The sequence below is a fragment of the Maribacter corallii genome (assembly GCF_047345415.1).
In the GTDB taxonomy this organism is placed as follows: Bacteria; Bacteroidota; Bacteroidia; order Flavobacteriales; family Flavobacteriaceae; genus Maribacter_C.
Map to the genome: position 1 here is coordinate 527,373 of NZ_JBLFEP010000002.1, position 16,153 is coordinate 543,525.

General features: G+C 39.1%; 17 protein-coding genes. 4 read left to right on the top strand and 13 right to left on the bottom strand.

Going from position 1 to position 16,153, the window contains the following annotated elements; all coding sequences use genetic code 11:
- Positions 1–187: 187 nt before the first annotated feature.
- A complete protein-coding gene (locus tag ACKWCA_RS07605) occupies positions 188–1,222 on the bottom strand; it encodes an alpha/beta fold hydrolase (RefSeq protein ID WP_413977573.1) in 1,035 nt (344 codons plus the stop codon).
- Positions 1,223–1,354: 132 nt separating this feature from the next.
- Here ACKWCA_RS07605 and ACKWCA_RS07610 point away from each other — a divergent pair, with 132 nt between their 5' ends.
- Positions 1,355–1,747: an arsenate reductase family protein gene (locus ACKWCA_RS07610; protein WP_413977574.1), complete on the top strand. Its 393-nt coding sequence runs from the start codon at positions 1,355–1,357 to the stop codon at positions 1,745–1,747.
- Here ACKWCA_RS07610 and ACKWCA_RS07615 read toward each other — a convergent pair.
- Positions 1,740–2,732, bottom strand: coding sequence for an NAD(P)-dependent oxidoreductase (locus ACKWCA_RS07615; RefSeq protein ID WP_413977575.1), 993 nt, complete (start codon positions 2,730–2,732; stop codon positions 1,740–1,742). The genes ACKWCA_RS07610 and ACKWCA_RS07615 overlap by 8 nt on opposite strands.
- Before the next feature lie 271 nt (positions 2,733–3,003).
- On the opposite strand from ACKWCA_RS07615, the gene ACKWCA_RS07620 reads away from it, so the two are divergent.
- Positions 3,004–3,789, top strand: coding sequence for an alpha/beta fold hydrolase (locus ACKWCA_RS07620; RefSeq protein ID WP_413977576.1), 786 nt, complete (start codon positions 3,004–3,006; stop codon positions 3,787–3,789).
- Complete coding sequence (locus ACKWCA_RS07625; RefSeq protein WP_413977577.1) at positions 3,779–4,516, top strand: DUF3891 family protein; 738 nt, start codon at positions 3,779–3,781, stop codon at positions 4,514–4,516. The genes ACKWCA_RS07620 and ACKWCA_RS07625 overlap by 11 nt, the downstream gene beginning before the upstream one ends.
- A gap of 198 nt (positions 4,517–4,714) precedes the next feature.
- Here the strand turns inward: ACKWCA_RS07625 and ACKWCA_RS07630 are convergent, their stop codons facing one another.
- From ACKWCA_RS07630 to ACKWCA_RS07645, 4 genes are all read right to left on the bottom strand, one after another.
- On the bottom strand, positions 4,715–5,740 hold the full coding sequence (locus tag ACKWCA_RS07630; RefSeq protein WP_413977578.1) for a helix-turn-helix domain-containing protein: 1,026 nt from the start codon (positions 5,738–5,740) through the stop codon (positions 4,715–4,717).
- A gap of 237 nt (positions 5,741–5,977) precedes the next feature.
- Positions 5,978–8,947 carry an ATP-binding protein gene (locus tag ACKWCA_RS07635; protein WP_413977579.1) on the bottom strand — a complete coding sequence of 990 codons (2,970 nt, stop codon included), beginning with the start codon at positions 8,945–8,947 and terminating at the stop codon, positions 5,978–5,980.
- 6 nt (positions 8,948–8,953) lie between these two features.
- Entirely contained in the window at positions 8,954–9,400 is a 447-nt protein-coding gene (locus tag ACKWCA_RS07640) for a response regulator (RefSeq protein WP_413977580.1), read from the bottom strand.
- A gap of 16 nt (positions 9,401–9,416) precedes the next feature.
- Entirely contained in the window at positions 9,417–9,977 is a 561-nt protein-coding gene (locus ACKWCA_RS07645) for a helix-turn-helix domain-containing protein (RefSeq protein ID WP_413977581.1), read from the bottom strand.
- Between the two features lie 175 nt (positions 9,978–10,152).
- Between ACKWCA_RS07645 and ACKWCA_RS07650 the strand changes: the two genes are divergently transcribed.
- On the top strand, positions 10,153–10,695 hold the full coding sequence (locus tag ACKWCA_RS07650) for a hypothetical protein (RefSeq protein WP_413977582.1): 543 nt from the start codon (positions 10,153–10,155) through the stop codon (positions 10,693–10,695).
- 175 nt (positions 10,696–10,870) lie between these two features.
- Here the strand turns inward: ACKWCA_RS07650 and ACKWCA_RS07655 are convergent, their stop codons facing one another.
- The 7 genes from ACKWCA_RS07655 to ACKWCA_RS07685 all read right to left on the bottom strand — a co-directional run bounded on the left by ACKWCA_RS07655 (position 10,871) and on the right by ACKWCA_RS07685 (position 16,152).
- Positions 10,871–11,062: a hypothetical protein gene (locus ACKWCA_RS07655; protein ID WP_413977583.1), complete on the bottom strand. Its 192-nt coding sequence runs from the start codon at positions 11,060–11,062 to the stop codon at positions 10,871–10,873.
- Between the two features lie 56 nt (positions 11,063–11,118).
- Positions 11,119–11,280 (bottom strand): DUF1328 family protein, encoded by a 162-nt coding sequence (locus tag ACKWCA_RS07660; RefSeq protein WP_413977584.1) that lies wholly within the window; start codon positions 11,278–11,280, stop codon positions 11,119–11,121.
- Between the two features lie 149 nt (positions 11,281–11,429).
- Positions 11,430–12,176: an SOS response-associated peptidase family protein gene (locus ACKWCA_RS07665; RefSeq protein WP_413977585.1), complete on the bottom strand. Its 747-nt coding sequence runs from the start codon at positions 12,174–12,176 to the stop codon at positions 11,430–11,432.
- Between the two features lie 268 nt (positions 12,177–12,444).
- The gene (locus ACKWCA_RS07670; protein WP_413977586.1) at positions 12,445–13,515 is read right to left on the bottom strand and encodes a DNA topoisomerase IB; all 1,071 of its coding nucleotides are present in this window, start codon (positions 13,513–13,515) and stop codon (positions 12,445–12,447) included.
- Between the two features lie 488 nt (positions 13,516–14,003).
- Positions 14,004–14,303, bottom strand: coding sequence for a ribosome hibernation-promoting factor, HPF/YfiA family (gene hpf / locus ACKWCA_RS07675; protein WP_413977587.1), 300 nt, complete (start codon positions 14,301–14,303; stop codon positions 14,004–14,006).
- 16 nt (positions 14,304–14,319) lie between these two features.
- On the bottom strand, positions 14,320–14,961 hold the full coding sequence (locus ACKWCA_RS07680; protein ID WP_413977588.1) for an NADPH-dependent F420 reductase: 642 nt from the start codon (positions 14,959–14,961) through the stop codon (positions 14,320–14,322).
- Positions 14,962–15,243: 282 nt separating this feature from the next.
- Positions 15,244–16,152 carry a YihY/virulence factor BrkB family protein gene (locus tag ACKWCA_RS07685; RefSeq protein ID WP_413977589.1) on the bottom strand — a complete coding sequence of 303 codons (909 nt, stop codon included), beginning with the start codon at positions 16,150–16,152 and terminating at the stop codon, positions 15,244–15,246.
- Position 16,153: the final 1 nt, after the last annotated feature.

A 16,153-nucleotide genomic window follows, 5' to 3' on the forward strand; every position in this document is an offset into this window, starting at 1 on the left:
CGCTAAGTGAGCCGTTATACGGTATGCTTTTTTGAGGGGGAGGTAAAGATAATGAAATTCAGGTATTCAAGAGGGTCTCTATTTGTTAGGAAAATGAATATAGTATTCTGATTCCTAGTCTGTTGTTATTTAATATCAAAAAGACCTCCCCAAGGGAAGGTCTCGGTATTTTATCGCAATATTGACTTTACTCCTTTAAAAACGAAATTAGCATCTCGTTCAATTGCGCTGCATGCGTAATGTTCAAACCATGCGGTGCGCCTTTGACGACTTCATATCGATTATCTGAAATACCGGTTGCCGCCTGTTTAGCCGAAGTTTCAATAGGTACCGTTTCATCGGCATCGCCGTGTACAATTAATGTAGGTACAGTTACATTTTTTAGTTCAGGGCGAAAATCGGTATCCATCCATGCTAAAGCAGTTTGAATGGTCGCTCTGGGCGAAGCAAATGAAGCTACGATAAAGTCATAGTCCAGCTGGGCTTGACTTACATTAGTGATAGTCTCCTGAAAATTGTAAAAGCCTTGACTGAATTTTTTCAAGAATGCGACCCTATCTTTTTGAAGCGACTCGATTATTTCGTTAAGTGCATCTTGCGGAACGCCATCAGGATTATCGTCTTTCTGCTTGACCAAAGGAACGATGGAACTAATGAGTGCCGCTTTTGCAATGCGCTCTGTACCAAAATCGGTCATATAGCGAACTACTTCGCCACCACCCATGGAAAAACCTACGAGTATGCAATCTTTTAAATCGAGTTCTTCAATAATGGCGTTCAAATCGCTTGCGAGTGTGGAATAGTCATAACCGTTCCAAGGCGAGGAAGATATTCCGAAGCCCCTGCGGTCGTAAGAAATACAGCGAAAACCTTCTTCGACGATTTTCCAGACCTGTTGTTCCCAAGACTTTCGGCTCAGTGGCCAGCCGTGGATAAGAATTACGGGCTGGCCTTCGCCATAATCTTCATAAAAGATATCGACCTGTTCTTTTGCTTTTTTATTCGTAATAAATGGCATTGTATATTTTTTAGGATGAATTGTGCTTTTTGGGGCGTTCCCAAAAGCTTCTCGAATATAGAAGTAGGCAGGAATTTTGATTGACCCAAAAGCATAAAAGGCTATCGTAATAATATGGCCTGTCAACTTTTCTAGAGCAATAGTCGATTTTTTAGGGGCAACGAAAATCTGTTTTTTGAAATAGATTTGATAATCGAGGTGCATCAATTCATTTAATAACGGTGCATACTCACCATCAAATTAATTTAAACAACTATTACTTAACATGAAAAAGGATATGGCGGTATTGGCACGTGACAAAATCAGCTTACATATATTTATAGTTCACTATCTCATTTGGGCAAACAGGTCTTGGGCTATGTGCAGGGCACTAAAAGAAAAGTACAGGTCATCGACATCGCCAACGAAACCATCGGCGACACCATTTGGGTCGAACTTGCGGACAATTTAAACTTGTCCGTAGGCGATTTGTTTTCAGAGGAACACCCCAATAAGACCAATATCGGAAACACCAAGGATTTTAGTACTGACGACTGGTTAAAGCTTATCAATAAAAATCCTGAATTATTGCAAAATCCCATTGCCGTAAACGGGGAACGCGCGATGCTCATCACGCGCCGTTCTGAAATACTTGAATTCTTTGGCGTAGATTCCGCCGGTCTCGAAAAAAAGATGGCCAACGAACCACCGACTACTTCCTCTACCACGGAGGATGAGGATTTTATTTAGCCACTCGATTTTCTATTTTACCATCACCATTAAACTTTTGAATATTCTGAAAGGTTGTCTCCATCATATTGGTCAATGCGGTGTCGGTCAAAAAGGCCTGATGCGCAGTTACTACCACATTGTCCATCTCGATAAGGGAAGTCAGTAAATCATCTTTGTCTGTGCTGTCTGAAAGGTCTTTGTAAAAGATACCTTTTTCATTTTCGTAGACATCCATACCGAAGCCGGCTATTTTGTTTTCGCGTAGTGCGTTGTAGATGTGTCCTGTGTTTACCAAACCGCCACGTCCGGTATTGATGAGTATGGCTGAGTCTTTCATTGCCTCCAGTTCCTCGAAGGATATAAAATCTCTGGTTTCATCGTTTAGCGGAAGGTTCAATGAAATGATATCGCTTTCGGCTAAAATTGTTTCCTTGTTGACATATTTCGTCCAAGAAGTATCCGTTAAATTCGGATTCTTTTTCACATCGAACAAAAGCACTTCTGCTCCAAAACCGTGAAAGAGATTCGCCAATACTTCCCCGATATCGCCGGTGCCGCAAATACCGACGGTTTTCGAATGGATTTCCATTCCCACCTGTCCTTCCAGAGAGAAATTGTAGTTTCCGATACGTTCAAAAGAAGGTTTCAGTTTCCGATACAATGCCAAGGTAAGAGCTATGCAATGCTCCGCAATCGCGTTGGGCGAATATTCCGGAACATTTGCAATTTTAATGTCAAACTCTTCTGCGGCCGCTAAATCAATATGGTCGGTTCCGGCGGAACGTGTGGCAATAAGTCCTACACCAAGCCCGTCTAACTTTTTCAAAATTTCTTTGTTGACTTTATCAGAAGAGAAAACACTTATGGCCGTGCAATCTTTTGACTTATCGATTGTATCGCTAGTCAAGGTTTCTTCTATAAAAATTAATTCGTGTTCTTCATTGTTCGCAGCTTTGATATATTTTTTTTCAAAAGCGTGGCAGCTATATAATGCAATTTTCATGATTCTAAAGTTTTCATTCAATAAACCTCTAACTAATCTCAAATGATAACCCAAAAAAGTATATTGTTGATGCAAAACCGTTTGGGTGTTCTTTCAGAGTTAACATTATGATAACTTGGTTTGAAAGAAGCCGATAGGCAAGTAGCGGATGAAAAAGTATATGTTATTTCAGTCGAAAAAGTATCCGTGTTGATAGGTTCAATGTTTACGGAGCCCCTAAAAAGCTACAAGAAAATTCAGGAAGAAATACCAATGAGAGATAAATAATGATATGAAAGAACAATACAATCCCCATTATCGAATCATCGGAAACGGAAAGAAAACAATCGTCTTTGTCCATTATTTCGGCGGCGATGCCGGTAGCTGGCAATGGTTGGCAAAGCGACTTCAAAAGAAGCACACTTGTATTCTGTTGAATCTTCCTGGATTCAATAAAACGGAGCCTTTAGATGAACCTTCAATATATGGTTTTGCGAAATACATAAACACCTGTATCGAAGAATTACAACTGATGGATTATATTTTATGCGGACATTCCATGGGTGCCAAGTTGGTGCTGTATGCGGCTAAATTAATGGCGGGAGTAAAGCCGAGCAGAATCATACTAATTGCACCTTCGCCCCCTACAATCGAAGAAATGCCAGAGGGTGAGAAAAAGCGAATGTTGAGGCATCCCAACGAGAAGGAGGCTAAAAATACAGTCCAGGGAGCAACTAGCAAAAAACTACAAAGGAAAAAATATGATTATGCCGTTGCCTCACAACTTCGCATCGATGAAAAAACTTGGGATTGGTGGATTAACGATGGAATGAAAAACAACATCGCCGAGCGCATCAAAGATTTGGAGATGCCCTCACATGTCATTTTCTCCAAGAACGACCCTGTGATAAAAACAGAATCAATATATGAAGAGGTACTGCCTTATTTGCAAAACCCTTCGGTCATCGCTTTGGGAAAAATCGGCCACCTACTTCCGATGGAGGCACCGCGAAAAATAGCCCGTCAAATCAAGCGCATATCTAAAATGCAGCCAGAAGAAGAAAATTATGATCATTAGAAAATCTGAAAAAGGCCTTCATATTGTATATCAGGCGAGCCATGGTCTACTTGCCGGGAAAATTGCCCAAGAACTCAAGAAGGAATACCGTCCGAAACTCTGGCTCGATACCTTGGTCGCCGTTGTCGAACATGACGACCACCAACTCGATTTCGATGAAAAAAACTATTTATCCGACCTCGGAATGCCATTGGATTTTACAGAAGATACGGTAAGTACGACAAAGGTTTTGAAAAGGGCAAAAAGGGTCATTGGTCAGGCCAAAAGCAAGTCTTTATGGATGGCATTGTTGGTATCCTTTCATTTGGAATTTCTGTATGGCCATCTTCGTGAAGAAAGCCAAGGGGCAAAAACCTTTCTCGACGATCAAACAAAGTTTCGCAACGATACTATGTCACATTTAGGCATGGGCAAAAAAGAGGCCGAAAATGCTTACGAACTGCTACGGTTCTGTGACCGCTGTTCATTGATTCTATGTAAAGATGAAATTCCCGATTCGGGACGGAAAATAGAGATCAATACCTCTATCGAGAATAAAACTTATTTTCTACTTCGTAAGGAAAATGCATGTTTGACAGTCGAACCATGGTGCTTCGAAACGAATGAATTCGAAGTATCCATCGAAGAAACCATTATCGAGCAAACAAAGTTCAAGAATCAAGAAGAATTTAAAAAAGTATTGGAAGCTACCGAGAGAAGTCGGCTTATTTGGAAATTTAAATTGTGACCTTAGTCTGGTCAAAATGATTTTCTTGAATACAGAATCGAATCGGTATATTTTTGAGGTTCAAAGCATCTGAAGTCATTTTGCAGGACAAAGTGAAGTATTCATTATTATAGATTAAATGAGTTCATTAAATAAAAAAAACCGTCTAAAATATTTTAAACGGTCTCTCACTGACCAATCATCAATCAATTTATTTTATTAGGCAGATAAAGCCATGTCTTGTTTTTCTTTATAGCGTTTTGGGCTGCAATGATATCTGTGTCTAAAAATTTTAGAAAAGTAGCTACGACTGGTAAAACCAACGCTATAAACGACTTCAGAAATGTTCAAATCCGAATTTTTAATCAAATCTGCTGCTTTTTGAACGCGTACCGAACGAATATAGTTTCCTATTGTCGTGCCATGCAATACTTTACATCCCTCTTGTAATTTACTGGGCGACAGTCCTGATTTGCGACTGAGTTCAGCAATCGAATGCTGTATTTCAGGGTAATTATGAATGAATTGTGAAATTTCATTTACCGATTTCATTTCTCGTGAGGTCAGGCTGCCCAAGTTTTTTTCTTGTTTTTTCAAATCGTCTTTATGTTGCTGAATTTCATGGGCTAGAATCATATGTACCAACCCCTCAATTAGAAGACTTCTAACAATGCCGTCTTGCTTAATGCTTTCCAATTGTTGCATTTTATCCGCAATCATCAAATTGTAAGACCCGATATAAATCGAATTTTTAGCGGGTTGCCCATTCAACAAAGATTCTTGCAGTTCGACATTCAAACTTTGTTTTTTCTCGACACTTGTTTTCGATGTCATTTTGACAATAATCAATGCGGTCTTCACTTGAATGTCTTTGGAAAAATACAGCACATTCTCCTCATGGGCAGCGTTAGTCAAAATACAAGTTTGAAAGTTTTCCAAAACCCGTTTTTGTGATTGTGAACCAAAGCTATGCATGATATGGCCACGAGAGCAGTACGCAAAACAAATGGGTGCTGGTTCGGGAGTTGAGGTACGCAGGGTAAAGTTTTCTGCAAAGACCATATCAAATTCTAAGAATGAAATATCACCTTTAAAAGTGATGCCACGAATACGGCCTTTACCGAATTCATTATCAAGTTCTAAGATGTGTTCCTTTGTGTTTATGCTTAGCTTTCCACCAAAATTTTCGTGTAGTTGCTCGAACATTCCTTGAATTGTTGCTGAAGAAAGTGCTATTGATTTCATAGTAGTGTTTTTAGGGTTGAACACGCTGACGTTTACGATGATTCAAAAGTCGGGAAGAGATGAGAGGAAGGCGTTACACAATTTTGGCTTTGTGTTACACAATTTTCGGTTGGGATAAAACTTACGTTAAAACCTTCTTAAAATGAGGTTTATGGAAGAGTAGGGAATTCTTGCCGAGTTACTGAAATTGCCCTAAATGCCTTTTTCAGTTTACCTTTGATTTTGTACAGTGTATGCTTAAACGGGCAAATAGAAAACGAATGTAGAACCCTTGCCCACTTTTCCGAAAGCGTAGATATGTCCGTGATGGTTTTCGACTATTTTCTTACAAATCGCAAGACCAATGCCCGTGCCAGAGTATTCACCCTTTCCATGAAGACGTTGAAAGACCTCGAAGATTTTCTCGGCATGCTCGTCTGAAAAGCCAATACCATTATCGGATAATGATATCTTTTGGTAGTAGTTGGCTGTTTTGAAAAAGTCGTCTGCAATTTCTTTTTGACGCACTTTTTCCGATTGTATCGTGATGATAGGTTTTACATCGGTAGCACGATACTTGATAGCGTTGGAAATCAAATTACTAAATAACTGCTCCAATTGATAGGAAACTCCTAACACAATTGGTAGTTTTTCTGCTTTTATTTCGGCTTGGGTTTCCTCAATTCTAGAAGAAAGGTTGTCGACAACTTCTTCAAGTACCTGCATCAAATCTATTTTTTCAAAATCCTCGTGGCTCCCATCGATACGTGAATAGGCGAGTAGGTTGACAATCAATGACTGCATGCGATTGGCAGCCTGTTCTATTTTATTGAAATACTCAAGGGTTCGTTTGGGAAATTTTTCCGTAGGACTTTCTGTAATACGGGAAATGAACAATTGTATCTTTCGAAGTGGTTCTTGCAAGTCGTGACTGGCCACGCGATTGAAAGCCTCTAGCTCGGCATTGCTTCGTTTTAAGTCTACGTTGCGTTTGCGAAGGTGTTCTGTCTTTTCTATTTGTTCCGTAATATCTTGAACGACTCCAACAGAAACAGGTCGTCCATCCCTTTCAAGGTTTTGGCCTTTTACATAAATATATTTGGCAACCCCTTTCTTTGTAATGATGCGGTAGGTGTCCACCTCTGTTTTTCCCTTCTCCGTGGTTTCACTAACGATTCGGTCATACAATTCAAGGTCATCAGGGTGGACAAAATTTCGTACTTTTTCGATAGTCACATCAAAAGAATTAGGTTCTTCTCCTAGAATTCGAAAAAAATTATCAGACAATTGTGCTTCGTTGGTATCCAAAAACCAAAGGTAACTACCTATTTTTGCGACGTTTTCGGCTTCGGTTAAAATCGAATTCTGTGTTTTTAATTCCTCGTTCAAAAGCGTAAGCCGATTGGATTTTTCCTTTTCCACGGTAATATCCCTTGTGGTTACAGTTACGCCATCGCCTAGTTTTATAGCAGTAGCCCTGAACCATTGCGTTGTTGCGTTGCCCTTGTATGGCACTTCATATTCAACAGGTTTTCCACTTTCGACCGCTGCGACTAAATGCTCAAAAACACCAGTTTTAAATATGGAAGGGTAGACCTCTGAGGCTTTTTTATGTTTCACTTCTGCGGGAATATCACCCGTCACAGCACTTATCTGTTCATTGATGAATTCAATCTTAAAATCGATAATTTTGCCATCCTTGTTTCGAATACTGGTAAAATGCATGACTACATGTGAAATACTTTTGAATATATTGCTCAAAAATGCTCGATTATCCAATAATTGAAGATTCTGTTTTTCTAGTTGAAACCCTGATCTTTTATCCAAGGTAGTGTCTGTGGAAGTGGTTAGTACGCCATTGTTTAATTTTACCGCTGTGGTTTTGAACCAGAATTTAGAGCCCTCAAATTCATATTCCTTTTCAAATCGAACTTTCTCGTTTTTCTGAAAACATGTTTTCAGCTCGTCAAAGACACCATTTTCGAAGTGCATGGGCAACACCTCGGACATTAATTTGTTCTCAAGTTCGTTAAGATCTTTTTGGAGTACGTTTTCAATATTTTCATTATTGAAGACCATCAAGAAATCTGATAATTCTTTTTCTTTGTTGTATACGGGTGTAAAATAGGAAATGACATTATCGGTATTGGCGAGCACATTTTTTAGAAACGATTCGGTCTCCTGTAATTTTGCATTGTCTTCGAGTGCTTGCTCTTTTAGTGCCGATTGTTCGGCTTTGGCCTGTTCTTCTACGGTAGCGTTTCTGGCAGTTACCAGCAGACCTTTGGCATGCGGTGTAATGACCGATTTGAACCACATGCGTCGCCCATCTATCGAAACTTGACGGTCAAAATTGATTTTTTTCTTGTTGATAAAGCAGTTGACCATTTCTTGGAATTCGCCGTTTAATTTTAAAAAGGGGAAAACTTGTGAAATATACTTTCCAATAATTTCATCGGGTTCTAGCCCAAGGTGGTCTTTATTGCCTTTATTGGCGAATACGATTTTAAAATCGCAGATATTTCTACCAGAATCGTAGACGGGTTCATAGTAATTGATAATATTGTCCGTCGTCTGAACGACACTTTCTAAAAAAGCTTCCGACACTTGAATACGCTTTTTGTTTTTATATATCCTTAGAAAAGAAAGCCCGAAAACGAGTAAGGCAAAGGCTCCCAGAACTAAAAGTAATATTGGGGCCAACGTTTTTCTAGTAGTATATATCGCTTTTCGCTCTTGCATCAAACGGTTTTCTTCGTTCCGCATTTCTTCGCTGATTGCCCGAATATTAAAAAGTATTTCTGAAATGCCGGTTGTTAAGGAAGTGTTGCTGCTAAACTTTTCGCTTGTCAATTTCGTATAAAGCGTTTCCTGTAAAATTTCAATACGCTGCAAACGCTCTTGCTGTGATGCGCTCTTGGATGTCAGGGTGTCTAGTCGCGCCCATGCTCTGTTTCCTTCAGCTATAAAGGAATCCAATGGGGAAGCAGAAAGGCTATCTTGTGAAAGTGAATTTCTGAACGCTGGAGATTCCAACCTGAAATAATGAGAAAAGAGCTGGCTGATACCATCTTTGACCTGATGGGTTTGCTCTACGATTTCAGCCGAAGTTTCCATCAGATTTATTTGACGATTGCCCATAATAGCTGTAAAAAGCAAAAGGGCGATGGCCAAAATCAAAAGGGCAACATAGGTTTTTGACGAAGTATAAATTCGTTTAAGAATCATCTAAATTTAAATGCGGTACAAAAAATTGTTTCTGTTCAGGTTCGAGGTATGGTATTGCCAATTCAACTGTAATACTTTCTCGATTACCTGACGCAATTTACTAAAGCTATTGGGCTTATTAATATAAATATTTGCCCCATTCACGAAAGTATCCTCAATATCTTGTTCCGATGATGAAGTAGAATAGATGGCAATGGCCAAGTTTTTTAGGGTAGGATTTTGACGAATCTCTCTCAGACATTGCATTCCGTTTTTGATGGGCATGTTCAAATCTAAAAATACAAGGTTGGGCAGCACAATGTCCGGAAGGTTGAGATAGTCCATCAATTCTTGACCATCTTTAAACAGTGCCAATTTCGTCTGCATTGCCAGTTCTTCTATGGCTTCTTCAAAAAGCATTCTATCGTCTTCATCGTCATCGGCAAGGGCTATGTTCAATAGGTTTAAGCTCATTTTCTTGGTTTGGGGTTCAAGCGTTCGAAAAATACTTTTCTTTTTTTCGCTTCATAATGCGTTGAAATGTACTAGGTGTCAATCCTGTTGTTTTTTTAAATTGACCCGATAAATGTGCTACGCTGCTATAATTCAAACGATAGGCGATTTCAGTTAGGGTAAGGTCGGTATCGCACATCAGTTCTTTGGCATAATCCACTTTACGCAATATCACATAATTTTCGATGGAGGTGTACGTGCTCTCTGAAAAAATAGTTGATAAATGGGAATACGTGTAGTTCAATTTATCCGATAAATAAGATGAGACTTTTGTTGATCTAGCATCTTCGTCTTTCAACATTTCGTCAATTACGTACTTGATTCGTTCCACAAGTGCGGTCTTTTGATCGTCTAAAATAGTGATACCATATTTGTGAAATGCCAAAATGAGTGCCTCTTTTTTCTCTTTTGACAGGTTGTCGGCGATATCTACTTCTCCCATAGCGGTAATTTTATGTGGAATCTGCAGCTTCTCCAATTGTTCGCGAACAAGGGTCTCATGGGTAATCTTGAAATCGTATCTCAGGTAAATTTTCATTCTTAAGCGAACTGATTAGGGCTTCTTTAGAGTAATAGCCAAGATAGCGAAAAATACTACGAAACAATAAACTGATTTTGATAAAAATTCGATTTTTTGGGTTACAAAATTCAGTTATTTGGTTTTGTGAAGGAAATGATTTTGAGTAGTTTGTGAAAATTAAATAAACCAGAACATGAAATTGAGTAAATACACAAGACGTGCCTTATTGGGTGGCGCCATTTCAATGATAATCATTTTATTGGGAACGATACTTTTGGGGCGATTGAGCGGTTACGAGGCAAAAATCTTGATTAAAAATTCTTTGGATGGTCTTAATACGTTATGCAATACGATTGCCTTGGCGTCCGCGACAATTTTGGCCTTGCTGTTGACCCTATTGGGTTTGAGCTCAAATGCAAAATCGAAATTGAAAAAAGACCACTATCGGCATGTCTTACAGATAGCCAAGTTGGATACGGTTATTTTCATTGCCTCGGTAATTACATTTTTGTTGTTCAATTTACCCATTACCGAGTCTGACAATATACCCGAAAACTGGTTCAATACCTTGTATTACATTTCGTTAGGGATTTCAAGCCTACTGAGTGCAGCCTTGATCGTGGTAGTATTGATGCTCTACAACACCGTGGTCAGTATCATCAAAATAGTAGGCTTAGGTATGACCGACCACCCATTGGCATTTTCAGAAGAGGATGAAGATGAATTAGAAAAGTGAGGACGGAAAATATATTTACTTAATCTACCCAAAAGATATTTACATACACATCATTTTAACTTGTTCCGAATGTCGCACAAAAAAAACGGATATCTCTTTTTAAGAGGTATCCGTTACATGTTAATAATCAACTAAACTATCAACACTAAAACAATCGTCAGGATTGTCTAAAAATTTAATTATCGTCAGTAGCATCATCGATTTCATCCTCGACCTCTTCAGCCCCTTCTTCGATGGCGTCGCCCGTGTCATCTACGGCTTCCTCAATTTTGTCGCCCGCATCTTTTTTGTCTTCCCTGCAACTCGTTAATGAAAGTGCCGTAGTTGATATAAATGCGAATAGTAATATGTAAAGTAATCTTTTCATAATTTTTAAATTTAAAAGTTCGTGTTCTCTAATGGGTATACTGGCTTAGTCTTAAGCTATACCCTTTTTCTTCCTGAAATCAACGAAATGACGAACAAAACGATGAATATGAAAAATAGTATCTTGGCGATTGATGCTGCTCCTGCGGCGACTCCACCAAATCCAAATATTGCGGCAATGATTGCCAAAATGATAAAAGTAACTGTCCAACGTAACATATATACTGTATTTAAGTTTGTAAAATAGTTATTGCCGTACTTATCCGACTGCATGATACAAATATGATGGTAATGCTTCGATTTCATTAGTCCAATAAAATCAATTATTGCCCCATTTCAGTAACTAAACCCTTTTTCATGGGGTAGCGTTAGTTTTTGAAATCAATGTTGTTTGATGTCAGTATGTGCTGTAAGCCACTCAAACCAAGACTTTCCGAAGTGTCACCTATACTTCCCATTTTTTCATTTTTTTTACTACCTAATCTTTTCGAAGAAATAGGATAAACAATAAGTTGCTCATCTGTTGACTTTGTAGGTTCCTCTAGAATTTGGGTTAGGGTTGTGTCGGAGTCAAGCCATAACTGCCGTTTTGAATCAGGGAGATAAACTGGTTTTTCATTGCCAATATTATGTATTTGAAGAAACTGTTTATCCGCCGGAGCAGTTAGTATAGAAGCAGTTAAAAAACCATCATCTAAGCGGTTGTAGATTCCAGCAAGACAAAATGGTTTACCAGACTTTCTACACATGTAAAAGGGGTACAATCGACCTTCAGACAGAAAATGAGTGTAATATCCACTCACGATGACCAAGCAGCGTCTTTTCTCATAGGCTTCTGTATACCATAGATTGCTTTTCAAATCATGTTCTGAAAAATGTAAGGTAGGCGTTGCCTTTTGAAAAACATCCCAATCATCCGTCCATGTTTCAGGTAATATGCCCCATATGGCGTAATCGATGGCTTCTATGTTTTCGTCACTCACTACCGTCAGTAAGCTCTCTTCTGCTCCATGAATTTCGAGTGTAGGGGTGTAAATGTTCGGAAACTTAGTAGTTGCGTTGAATTCATCTTCTATTTGAACTCTCTCTACATAACTTGCCAAGATAAAACTCATAGCTATTTTTTTGGTTTTTAGCACTTATTTTTAGCTCAAAATTAAAATGGGTACGTACCTTTTGGTATACCGCCATTTTCATACCAATTACCAACTGAGATAAGTATTCCAATATTTTGATAATCGACACTATCAAAACGGTATAAATTTATCCTTCTTCCTTCAAGGATACATATCTTATTGCAGCAATTATTGACGCAATCCGTACGGATGGGATTTCGACACGACATAATCAAGCGATAAAAAAAAAGTTGTGGATAGGTTGCCTCTAAAATAGCGGATTATACTTTCCGAATAGTTCCAGCATCGCTGCTTCCGAGGCGGAGAAATGTTCGGAGCCGTCACAAGCTTCTTCCGTCATTTTAAAAAATGTGTCGAGCGAACCATCTTCATAAGATGACACCAATAACGGGTGCACATAGTATTTTCTACAAACATTTCGTGTATTGCCCAAGGCCTTGGCAGCAGCATCGAATCCCTTCAAAATATTTCCATGATTTTCTTTGGGATCTTCTGTAGTTCCGATATCCAAGAGCGTATCAAAAAAAACGACCGATGCCGCCCAGGTTCGAAAATCTTTGGCGGTAAAGAACTCTCCACTATTTGCGTGAAGATATTCGTTGACATCCGTGCTATTCAAGGTTTGCTTTTGGCCGTCTTCATCGAAATATTTGAAAAGTTCCCAACCAGGAATTTCTTCACAACGACTTACCAAATGAATGAGTTTTTTATTGCGAACCGTAACGGAATGTTCTTTTCCTTTTTTTCCTATAAATTCAAATTTCATATTGTTCCTATGAATATCCACGTGTTTTTTCCGCATGGTGGAGAGTCCATAAGATTTGTTGCGCTTGGCGTACTGCTCGTTTCCGATGCGGATGTGGGTCTCTTCCATCAATTGTAGGACCAATGCAATTACTTTTGACTTGGGCCAACCGCTTTGTGCCAAATCCTTTTCGACCTTCTTACGTATTACAGGTAGCTTCTTTCCAAAAAATGACATTTTGTAGAACTTGGTCTGGTTTCTAACCTTTGTCCAAGTAGGGTGGTACCGGTACTGTTTTCGATTTTTGCTATCATTACCTACGGCTTGAAGATGCCCGTTGGGCAAGTGGGTAATCTTTACCTCGTCCCACGCCGGAGGAATGACAAGTCTTGAAATCCGCTCTAAATGACTTTGATTTTTTAGTAGCTTCTTGCCATTTTTATAAGTAAAGCCTTTCTCATTTCGGAATCGCGAAATGGAAAGTTTCGTATTATCCACATATTCTAAATCAAGATGTTCTACCGCGATTTCAGGAGATTTCATAAGTTGGTGCAGTAACTTTTCAGAAGTCATAACTAGAATTAGTAGTGTTGAACATTTTACATAATCAACTAATGAATACTTAATGAAGTAATGTCAAAAGCATCTATAAAGTAAACAACCTCGGTGCAAGCCCCGGAGCATTCAAACCTCGATTATCGAGTAAATTCAAGATGCCAACGGTAGGCCGTATCAAATAACAAATTAACCTCTTTCAACAGTTTTTGATTTGGAAATAAAAAAACAAAAAGTACTTCTGGCATTAGAAATACTAATTATTCAAATGCTATTTCTTGAGCCATAGCGGTTAGTTTTTGGTGGCCATGTGCAACGAACAAAGTCAGTTTTTTGCTTTGAGTTCTTGCTGTTTGTTGTTTTTCCTTTCTCTCGTTAACAGTTTATAGCCTAGATAAGCAAACTGAGCACCTATCAGAACTAATTTCAGTTTTTTGCTTCGTGCCAAAGCCGAAGCAATTCCTATTATTGAAGTGGTTTTCATAAACTCTGTTACTATCAACTAATTAGTAATTCTTCATCTTTTCTTTGACTTTGCGCAATTGGTCTTCCAAATCCCGAATCGTTTCGTTCATTGCCGCCTCAAAAGTATCGGCATTGGTCGAGGCGAAAATACGTGGCCCTGGCATGCTCAATCGTATATCACAAATCTGTTCTTCATTATCACTTCGGTTTTCCGATTTAAAGAAAACATCCGCCCTGTGTACAAAATCGTATTTTTCTTGTAACGTATTGAGCTTCTCAGTAGCCATTTGCTCCAAACGCTGGCTGCCACTTACGTGGTGGTATTCAAATATTATATTCATTCTTCTAGTTTTTTGATTAACGGATTCTTGTTGAATCAACAAGTTCTTTCAACGCTGTACGTTCCATAGATTTTCCATATATCGCCTGTTCGGGATCCATAATACGGGTATCGCTCAAACTACCAATGTAAAGGTTGTCGAAACCGATATCTTCGATAAGTTGTCTCGTTATGCTTTTGCTTTCCTCGTCTTGTGCCGCGAAGGGAATTGTCAGTTTTTCGCTGTTTCGGAAAGCCTGGTCGCGTAGATGCTTGGCCTTTATGGTGTTGAAAGCTTTTGCGGTCTTGGCGGTGCTAAATTTCATCGCCGTATACTCTGAGGCATTGTAATTTGCATCCCGCACTTCTTGTGCCATTTCGCCATCGCGCTGTGGATACGGATTGGTGGCATCGATAATTACCGTATTGCCGTATTCACCGGCATATAGTTCTGCAATCTTGTTTATGGCTTTAAAGGGCATGGCCAAAAGGTACACGTCGGCATCGGCCTCAAAAGCTTCGGTAACGCTTACCGCTTTCGTATTCTCGCCCGCTTCTTGTACCAAACTGCCTAATTCTTCAGGATGCCTAGAGCTGAACAGAACTTCATGTCCTGCCTTGGCCCAATGCTTTCCTAGATTGCCGCCTATATTTCCACTTCCTATTACTCCTATCTTCATGATTCTTAAATTTACAGGGTTTTACTTTCAACTATCCTTCTCGCTAAACACTTCATTGTTAAGTCGATGAAGGATTGATACATAATTAACTTTCTTATCTCCCGAAATTTACTACCCAATTACAATTGCTATTGACGTAAAGGCATTAATTCTTGATGCAATAAAATGGGTAGTGGTAATTAGTTGATACTGATTAAAGAACCGAGTAGTTTTCATCTTAAGCAAATAGCTCACTTTTTTCTTTTAGTTCACTTCCATTAGTAATATTGTCAATAAAAAGTGCTAAACGTCTTTTGAAGTTTCAATAGACTTGGCATTCATGCCTAGCCCGTATCGTTTGGAGTAAACATAGGTAAACTCCGCTCCGAAAAATAAAATCAAACAAGAGTAGGAGACCCATAGCAGAACCAACACTATCGTACCGGCCGCCCCATAGGTTGAACCTGGGTCTGCCTTGCCAAAATATAATCCCAATAAAGATTTGCCGAAGACAAAAAGAATAGCTGTGATCAATGCTCCTATCCAAACCGTTTTCCATCGTATTTTAGTGTCGGGTAGATACCTAAAAATAAGTGCGAAAAGTACCGAAATGATTCCAACTGAAACTACAAAATCAAGCATAAAAGCAATGTATACGATAGCATCAGGCAGTACGCTCCTTAAATAACCATTTAAAGCGGAAATTGCGGTCGTGACCAAAAAACTAACCAAAAGCAAAAATCCTATCGCCACTATAAATGCAAAACTACGTGCTCTGTCAATAAGCATCTTCAAAAAAGTCGATTTAGGGTCTGGCTCAACTTTCCAGATTTGATTCAATGAAAGTTGCAAATGATAAAATACGCCTGTCGCTCCGAAAATCAATGTGCCAATGCCCAAAATACTGGCAATTGTGCTTCTGTTCTCGTTTTGGGTCTCTATCATCATGCTCTGAATGGAGTCAGCCGCATCGCGGCCCAATGCTCCGGAAATTTCATCGGTCAACTGACCTTGTACGATTTCAACGCCCCAGACCGAGCCGACCAAGTTGATGATAATGACTAAAAGGCCAGGTAATGAAAGTACTGCATAATAGGCGACCACGGCACTTAGGCGAAATGGGTTATCCGCGTCCCATGCTTTGTAGGTGTCAACTATTAACGAGGGTAGATGTTTTATCTTGAATTTGTTCTTATCTCCTTGCAATGTCATA